This is a genomic window from Lysobacter sp. 1R34A (assembly GCF_051217035.1).
Classification (GTDB): Bacteria; Pseudomonadota; Gammaproteobacteria; order Xanthomonadales; family Xanthomonadaceae; genus Lysobacter.
Map to the genome: position 1 here is coordinate 1 of NZ_JBPKJP010000149.1, position 7,257 is coordinate 7,257.

Genomic DNA, 7,257 nt, shown 5'->3' on the forward strand with positions numbered 1-7,257 from the left:
CAACACTCATCGAAACCGCCGTTTTCCGCGCCCCGACAACCTTACAAACCGGTTGGCGGGCCGCGCATCTTACAGCAATGTTTCAGACCGTCAACACCTGTCCAAACCGCCACTTCTGCGCGTCCCCGCCGATCGATGTATCCGGTCAGCGGGGCCGCGCATTATGCATACATGAATACGCATTGGGAAGAGGATCACGAAAAGAATTCGCGGCGCTCGCATTGACGCGCGCCAGCCGCTTCGATGATGTTCGTACGCAGTCTCCACCCCTAGGGATAAGCGCCATGTCGAGCTTACGTATAGCGATCGTTTGCCTGGGCCTGAGCGCTGCAGGCTGCACATCCGATGCCGGCGAGACCTGGGTGGAACTGGCCGGCCGCCGCTATACCGTGGAAGTGGCCGCCGACGATGCTTCCAGGGCGCGCGGGCTGATGTTCCGCGACGAGATGGCCGCCGACCGCGGCATGGTGTTCGTACACGAAGCCGAACAGCCGCTGGCCTACTGGATGAAGAACACCCGGATCCCGCTCGACATCCTCTATTTCGATGCCCGTGGGCGGCTGGTCTCGCAGCGCCGCGAGGTGCCGCCCTGCTCGGGCGGCGACGGCTGCCCGCCCTATCCCAGCGATGCGCCGGCGAAATACGTGCTCGAACTGAATGCCGGCCAGGCGGCGCAGCTGAACCTGCTCGACGACGCCAAGCTGAAGTTCGGGCCGGGTATCGAATAAGGCCGGGCGGCGCGGTCGCGCCTGGCAGAGCGGGTCCCGCGAAGCGGGAGCGCGGGGGCTCGGGTGCCTAGGGGCTCGGACGCATACGGCCCGGCGGCAACTTCGTTCAGGCGCCGCGACCTGCGCCGCCCGCCATAGCGTCGACTCAGACTTCCATCATCTCGAAGTCGTCCTTGGTCACCCCGCAATCCGGGCAGGTCCAGGTGTCCGGTACGTCGGCCCAACGCGTTCCCGGGGCCAGACCCTCTTCCGGCAGCCCCTGGGCTTCGTCGTAAATGAAGCCGCACACGACGCACATCCAGGTGCGGTAGGCGGTGGTCGCGGCGATCTCGGACATGGGCGGATAATGCGGGGACTGCGGGACGCGCATTGTCACACCCCGCTCTCCCCGACGGAAGCCGAAGCATGAACTCTCCTTGGCCGCCCCGCGGCCTGTACGCGATCACGCCCGACGAGGCCGACACCGCTCGCCTATCGGCCCGGGTCGAGACGGTATTGGCGGCCGGCGCCCAATGGCTGCAGTACCGCAATAAATCGGCCGATGCCGCGCTGCGCCGGCGACAGGCCCAGGCCCTGCTGACGGTGTGCCGGCGCCATCGGGTGCCGCTGATCGTCAACGACGACTGGCGCCTGGCCGCGGAGCTCGGCGCCGACGGCGCGCACCTGGGCGAAGACGACGGCGAACTCGATGCGGCGCGCAAGGCGCTCGGCGCCGGGGCGATCGTCGGCGCGTCGTGTTATGACCGGATCGAACTCGCCCGCAGCGCAGCGGCACACGGCGCCAGCTATGTCGCTTTCGGCGCATTTTTCCCTTCGCCGACCAAGCCGCAGGCGCGGAAAGCCTCGCCGCAGCTACTGGCCCAGGCTGCGGCGCTGGAGCTGCCGCGGGTGGCGATCGGCGGCATCACCCCGGACAATGCGCGTTCGCTCGTCGATGCCGGCGCCGATCTGCTGGCGGTCATCAGCGGCGTATTCGACGCGCCCGACCCGGCCGCCGCGGTGCGCGCCTACCTTTCCTGTTTCGAAGAAGCCCCCCATGAATAACACCCGCTCCCACGAGCTGTTCACCCGCGCGTCCGCACTGCTGCCCGGCGGCGTCAATTCGCCGGTACGCGCCTTCAAGTCGGTCGGCGGCGAACCGTTCTTCGCCGAACGCGCGCAAGGCGCCCATCTGTACGACGTCGACGGCAACCGCTACATCGACTACGTCGGCTCCTGGGGCCCGATGATCGCCGGCCACGCGCACCCCCAAGTGCTGGCCGCGGTCGCCGAGACCATGCGCCACGGCCTCAGCTTCGGCGTACCGAACGCGCTCGAGGTGACGATGGCCGAGGCGATCACCCGCATCGTGCCGAGCTGCGAGATGGTGCGCATGGTCAACTCGGGCACCGAGGCGACCTTGTCGGCGATCCGCGTGGCGCGCGGCGCGACCGGCCGCAGCCGCATCGTCAAGTTCGAAGGCTGCTACCACGGCCACGGCGACAGCTTCCTGGTCAAGGCCGGCAGCGGCGCGCTGACCCTGGGCCTGCCGAATTCGCCGGGCGTGCCGTCGGCGCTGGCCGATTTGACCCTGACCCTGCCCTATAACGATTTCGACGCCGCGACCGCTCTGTTCGATGAGGTGGGCGGCGACATCGCCGGCCTGATCATCGAGCCGATCGTCGGCAACGCCAACTGCATCCTGCCGCGCGACGGCTATCTGCAGCACCTGCGCGAACTGTGCACCCGGCACGGCGCGCTGCTGATCTTCGACGAAGTCATGACCGGTTTCCGCGTCGCGCTCGGCGGCGCGCAGCAGCGCTACGGCATCGTTCCGGACCTGAGCACCTTCGGCAAGATCATCGGCGGCGGCATGCCGGTCGGCGCCTACGGCGGTCGCCGCGAGCTGATGAGCCAGGTCGCGCCGAGCGGCCCGATCTATCAGGCCGGCACGCTCAGCGGCAATCCGGTCGCGATGGCCGCGGGCCTGGCGACCTTGGAACTGATCCAGGCGCCGGGCTTCCACGACGCGCTGGAACGCAGCACTCACCAGCTGTGCGATGGGTTGGAGGACGCGGCGAAGGCCGCCGGCGTCGCCTTCCACACCACCCGCGCACCCGGCATGTTCGGGCTGTATTTCCGCGAAGGCCCGGTGCAGAGCTTCGCCGATGCGCTGGGCTCGGACACTCAGCGCTTCAATCGTTTCTTCCACGGCATGCTCGAACGCGGCGTGTACCTGGCGCCGTCGGCGTTCGAGGCCGGCTTCGTGTCGAGCGCGCACGGCGAGGCGGAGATCGCCGAGACCATCGAGGCGGCGCGGGCGACTTTCGCTACGTTGTAGGCGTTTGGCCGCAGAGCAGAAGCAACGGCAAATCCCCCTGTCCGCGGCATGAGGAAGCGGGCCTGCCTGTGGCCTCGACCTCGTTTCTGCAGTCGCATAGACAACAAAGGGCCGGCGATCGCCGGCCCTTTGCTTTTGATGACGGTCAGAAAGTGAACGTGGCGCTGAGGCCGATGGTGCGGCGGGCGCCGAACCAGCAGTCGCCGCGGCCCATGCAGATGCTGAAATAACGCTTGTCGGTGAGGTTGTTGACGTTGAGCGCCCAGCGCCAGGCGCCGGTGTCGAACGAGACCATCGCGTCGGCGAGAGTGACCGAGGGCGTGGTCGGCGCGGGCAGGCTGTCGAAGGCGCTCATGTAGCGCAGGCCCAGCCCGGCGGCGAAACCGTCGCGTCCGCCGATGCTGAAGCGCTGCTTGCCCCATACTGCGGCCTGGTGGCGCGGCGTCGCTTCGAGCTGCTTGTCGTTGTCGAGATAGTTGTAGTGCGCGGTAATGTCGAAGCTGGAGGTCACCTTGCCGGTGAGTTCGAGCTCCACGCCGCTGACCTTGGTCTCGCCGGCCTGCACGTTGGTGTTCGGGTGGTCCGGGTCGGCGACCAGGCGGTTTTCCTCGCGCAGTTCGTAGGCCGCGGCGGTGAAGCTCAGGTCGCGGCCGGCCGGTTCGAACTTGAGGCCGGCTTCGATCTGCTCGCCCTTCTTCGGCTTGTAGCGAGCGCCGGTGATGGCGTGGCTGCCCGCCACCGGGGTAAAGGACTCGCTATAGCTCGCGTACGGCGACCAGCCGGCCCAATCGTGGAACATGACGCCCAGGCGCTTGGTGGTGGCGCTGGACTCCTCGGTGCCGGCGCCGGCCAAGCCGTTCTTGGCGCGGTCGTGACGCAGGCCGGCAACCACGATCCAGTGTTCGCCGACACGCATCTGGTCCTGCAGGTACGCGCCGACCTGGCGCTGGCTGCTCTTGACCGCCGGACCGAACGGCGGCGGCGTGTGCGGCAGGTAAACCGGATCGTAGATGTCGATCGCCGGCATGGTGCCGCCACGGTCTACCGCGCTCTCGAACAGTTGCCGCTCTTCCTGCTTGAAACGCGCTGCGTCCAGGCCCAGCAGCATCTGGTGCTCGATCGCGCCGGTCTTGAAGCGTCCCTCGACGTGCTGATCGATGTTCTGCATTCGCACCTCGGTATCGGCGAACCAGCCTTCGCGCCGGATCACGCGTTGCCGCGCGTCGACGAAGGGGTTCAACGGATCGGTGAAGGGATCGCCATAGGCGCTGGCGTAGTCGACCTTGTTGCGCGCCGCGCGGAACGATTGGCGGATGCTCCAGTTGTCGTTGAAGCGATGCTCGAACAACCAGCCCGCGGAGGTGCGGTCGGTGTCGTAATGATCGCCCGGATTGCCGGCGAAGCGATCGATCGGAATGCGCCCGTTCGGATTGGCAGCCAGCAGGCCGCTCCAGCCGAGGAACTGCGCGGTCGAGCCGCTGCGGTCCTGCTGCCAGCGCAGTTGCAGGGTCAGCGAGGTGTCTTCGCTCGGCTTCCAGGTCAGCGAGGGCGCGATCAGGCGGCGGTCGTCGTCGACCTCGTCGACCTGGGTTTCGCTGTCGCGATAAACCCCGACGATGCGGTACAGCCAGGTGCCGTCGGCGGTCAGCGGTCCGGTGAAATCGGCATTGAGCTGGCGGCGATCGAAGCTGCCGAGCTGCACCCCGACTTCGCGCAAGGTTTGCGCCTGCGGACGTTTGCTGACCAAGTTGACCACACCGGCGGTGCTGCCCTGACCGAACAGCATCGAGGACGGGCCACGCAGCACTTCGATGCGCTCGAGCATGTAGGGATCGGTGCGCGCGGTGCTGGTGTAGTAGTTGAACGAACTGCGCAGGCCGTCGAGGTACTCCTGCGGCGCGCTGCCGCGGATCAGCACCGAGTCGGTGCGCGAGTCCAGGCCGTAGGCGTCCGAGCGCACGCCGGCGGCGTAGTTGAGCGCGTCCTGCACGTTCGCCGCGCCCTGGTCGGTCATGCGCTCGCCGGTAACCACGGTGATCGCCTGCGGGGTCTCCGAGATCGGCGTATCGGTCTTGGTCGCGGTGCTGGCGTTGTCGGCCTTGTAACCGACGGAGGCGCCCTGGACGACGATGTGGTCGAGGGTCTTGGCCTGGTCGGCCGCGGCATCGGGACTGTCGGCCAGGACCGGGAAACTGAGGCAAAAACCAATGGCCAGGGCGAGCGGCGCCGGGACGGGACGGCTGCGGGACATGCGGGGACTCCGGGATCTAAAGCAAACGAGAATTATTATCGTTTAGCAAAGAACCGTAAAGACCCACCCCGGGCCGGAGCATCCGCGAGGGCGGTGTCGGCCGTTCCGCTGGCGCGATTTCGCTGCCTAATCGTCAGAGATGGCGGGCGATGCGCGCGGCCAGCCGGTCCAGCACGCAGCGATCGGCGGGTGCCGGCAAACCGTCGCGATACAGGCGCAGGACGCCGTCGTGCGGGCGACGCGGCTGCACGTGCAGATGCACGTGCGCGACCTCCTGGCCGCCGGCCTCACCGTTGGATTGCCACAGATTGAGCCCGGCCGGCCGTTGCTCGGCGGCCAACGCCTTGGCGATGCGCACCGCGATCGCCATCAGATGGCCTGCGGTGGCCTCGTCGAGGGCGTAGATGTCCTCGATGTGCTCGCGCGGCACGACCAGGACGTGGCCTTCGACCGCTTGGCGCAGGTCCATGAAAGCCACTGCGACCTCGTCCTCGTAGACCCGGCTCGCAGGCGCGCGGCCGGCGAGGATGGCGCAGAAGATGCAGTCGCTCATCGCGCATTAAAACCGGTGTTCGGGTCAGCGCTCGAGGAACTGCAGCAGGGCCGCGCGCAAGCGGGCGAGCCCGTCGGCGATGTCCCGATCGCCGATGTTCAAGGCGGGCACGAAGCGCAGCACGTCCGGCCCCGCCTGCAGCACCAGCAGGCCGTGTTCGATGCAGCGATCGAGGATCTCGCCGGCCTTGCCGGCGTATTCGGGGCGCAGCTGCGCCCCGATCATCAGGCCGCGCCCGCGGATCTCCGAGAACAGGCCGAGTTCGCCATCGAGCGCGGCGAGCCCGGCACGGATCGCCTGCGCCTGACGCTCGACGTTGGCCATCAGCTCGGGCGAATTCAACTCGCGCAGCGCCGCGCCCGCGACCGCCGCGGCCAGCGGATTGCCGCCGAAGGTGGTGCCGTGGGCGCCGAACTGCATCGACTGCGCGGCCTTCGGGCCGACCAGCATGGCGCCGATCGGGAAGCCGCTGCCGAGCGCCTTGGCCAGGGTCACCACATCCGGCACGACCTCGTAACCGTGGCAGGCGAACAGGCGCCCGCTGCGGCCCATGCCGCACTGGATCTCGTCGAGGATCAGCAAGGCGTCGTGGCGTTCGCACAGATCGCGCAAGCCGCTGAGGAACTCGGCGGTGGCCGGAGTGACCCCGCCCTCGCCCTGGACCGGCTCGACCAGCACCGCGCAGACATCGCCCGCGGCCATCGCCGCCTCGGCCGCGGCCAGGTCGTTGAAATCGCTGTAGCGAAAGCCCGGCGGCAGCGGCTCGAAACCCTCGTGGTATTTCGGCTGCGCGGTCGCGGTGACCGCCGCCAGGGTGCGGCCGTGGAAGCTGCCGCGGAAACTCAGGATCACTCGGCGCTCGGGCTCGCGGCCCTGCGCGGTAGCCCACTTGCGCGCCAGCTTGATCGCCGCCTCGTTGGCTTCGGCGCCGGAATTGCACAGGAACACGCGCTCGGCGAAACCGGCCGCGGACACGAGTTGCTCGGCCAGGCGCAAAGGCGGCTCGCTGATGAATACGTTGCTGGTATGCCAGAGCTTGCCGGCCTGTTCGGTCAGCGCCTGAACCAGCGCCGGATGCGCGTGGCCGAGCGCGTTGACCGCGATGCCGGCGCCGAAGTCCACGTACTCGCGGCCGTCGAGGTCCCAGACTCGCGAGCCCTTGCCGTGTTCGAGCACGATCCGGCGCGGGCGGTAGACGGGCAGGTAATAGCGCTCGGAAAGGGCGTAGAGCGAGGCGGTGTCCATGCGGCGGCGGTCGCGATCGAAGGAAGAAGACCGCCATTGTCGCGCATCGTGCCGGCGGGCGCAGCGGCGCACCGGCTGCGCTTTCGCCGGTTTCGCTCTCGCCGCCCTCGCGCAGGCCGGGCCTGGCCACCGCTGCGGGGCCGCAGCGAGGCGGCGCGCT

General features: G+C 68.4%; 7 protein-coding genes. 3 read left to right on the forward strand and 4 right to left on the reverse strand.

What is annotated here, in order from left to right; all coding sequences use genetic code 11:
* Nucleotides 1-284: 284 nt before the first annotated feature.
* Nucleotides 285-728 carry a DUF192 domain-containing protein gene (locus tag ACSAMQ_RS19405; protein ID WP_435397233.1) on the forward strand — a complete coding sequence of 148 codons (444 nt, stop codon included), beginning with the start codon at nt 285-287 and terminating at the stop codon, nt 726-728.
* Between the two features lie 145 nt (nt 729-873).
* Here ACSAMQ_RS19405 and ACSAMQ_RS19410 read toward each other — a convergent pair whose 3' ends face one another.
* Nucleotides 874-1,098, reverse strand: coding sequence for a rubredoxin (locus tag ACSAMQ_RS19410; RefSeq protein ID WP_223621016.1), 225 nt, complete (start codon nt 1,096-1,098; stop codon nt 874-876).
* Nucleotides 1,099-1,133: 35 nt separating this feature from the next.
* On the opposite strand from ACSAMQ_RS19410, the gene thiE reads away from it, so the two are divergent.
* Complete coding sequence (gene thiE, locus ACSAMQ_RS19415) at nt 1,134-1,772, forward strand: thiamine phosphate synthase (RefSeq protein WP_435397234.1); 639 nt, start codon at nt 1,134-1,136, stop codon at nt 1,770-1,772.
* Nucleotides 1,765-3,048 carry a glutamate-1-semialdehyde 2,1-aminomutase gene (gene hemL / locus ACSAMQ_RS19420; protein ID WP_435397235.1) on the forward strand — a complete coding sequence of 428 codons (1,284 nt, stop codon included), beginning with the start codon at nt 1,765-1,767 and terminating at the stop codon, nt 3,046-3,048. The genes thiE and hemL overlap by 8 nt, the downstream gene beginning before the upstream one ends.
* 145 nt (nt 3,049-3,193) lie before the next feature.
* Here the strand turns inward: hemL and ACSAMQ_RS19425 are convergent, their stop codons facing one another.
* The 3 genes from ACSAMQ_RS19425 to ACSAMQ_RS19435 form a co-directional block, all read right to left on the reverse strand.
* Entirely contained in the window at nt 3,194-5,299 is a 2,106-nt protein-coding gene (locus ACSAMQ_RS19425) for a TonB-dependent siderophore receptor (RefSeq protein WP_435397236.1), read from the reverse strand.
* Between the two features lie 133 nt (nt 5,300-5,432).
* Entirely contained in the window at nt 5,433-5,852 is a 420-nt protein-coding gene (locus ACSAMQ_RS19430; RefSeq protein ID WP_435397237.1) for an HIT family protein, read from the reverse strand.
* A gap of 24 nt (nt 5,853-5,876) precedes the next feature.
* Entirely contained in the window at nt 5,877-7,097 is a 1,221-nt protein-coding gene (locus tag ACSAMQ_RS19435) for an acetylornithine/succinyldiaminopimelate transaminase (protein ID WP_435397238.1), read from the reverse strand.
* Nucleotides 7,098-7,257: the final 160 nt, after the last annotated feature.

Excerpts from the sequence above, each read along its gene's own strand:
- ACSAMQ_RS19405 (WP_435397233.1), top strand. The coding sequence starts at position 285 with ATGTCGAGCTTACGTATAGCGATCGTTTGCCTGGGCCTGAGCGCTGCA.
- ACSAMQ_RS19410 (WP_223621016.1), bottom strand. The coding sequence starts at position 1,098 with ATGCGCGTCCCGCAGTCCCCGCATTATCCGCCCATGTCCGAGATCGCC.
- thiE (WP_435397234.1), top strand. The coding sequence starts at position 1,134 with ATGAACTCTCCTTGGCCGCCCCGCGGCCTGTACGCGATCACGCCCGAC.
- hemL (WP_435397235.1), top strand. The coding sequence starts at position 1,765 with ATGAATAACACCCGCTCCCACGAGCTGTTCACCCGCGCGTCCGCACTG.
- ACSAMQ_RS19425 (WP_435397236.1), bottom strand. The coding sequence starts at position 5,299 with ATGTCCCGCAGCCGTCCCGTCCCGGCGCCGCTCGCCCTGGCCATTGGT.
- ACSAMQ_RS19430 (WP_435397237.1), bottom strand. The coding sequence starts at position 5,852 with ATGAGCGACTGCATCTTCTGCGCCATCCTCGCCGGCCGCGCGCCTGCG.
- ACSAMQ_RS19435 (WP_435397238.1), bottom strand. The coding sequence starts at position 7,097 with ATGGACACCGCCTCGCTCTACGCCCTTTCCGAGCGCTATTACCTGCCC.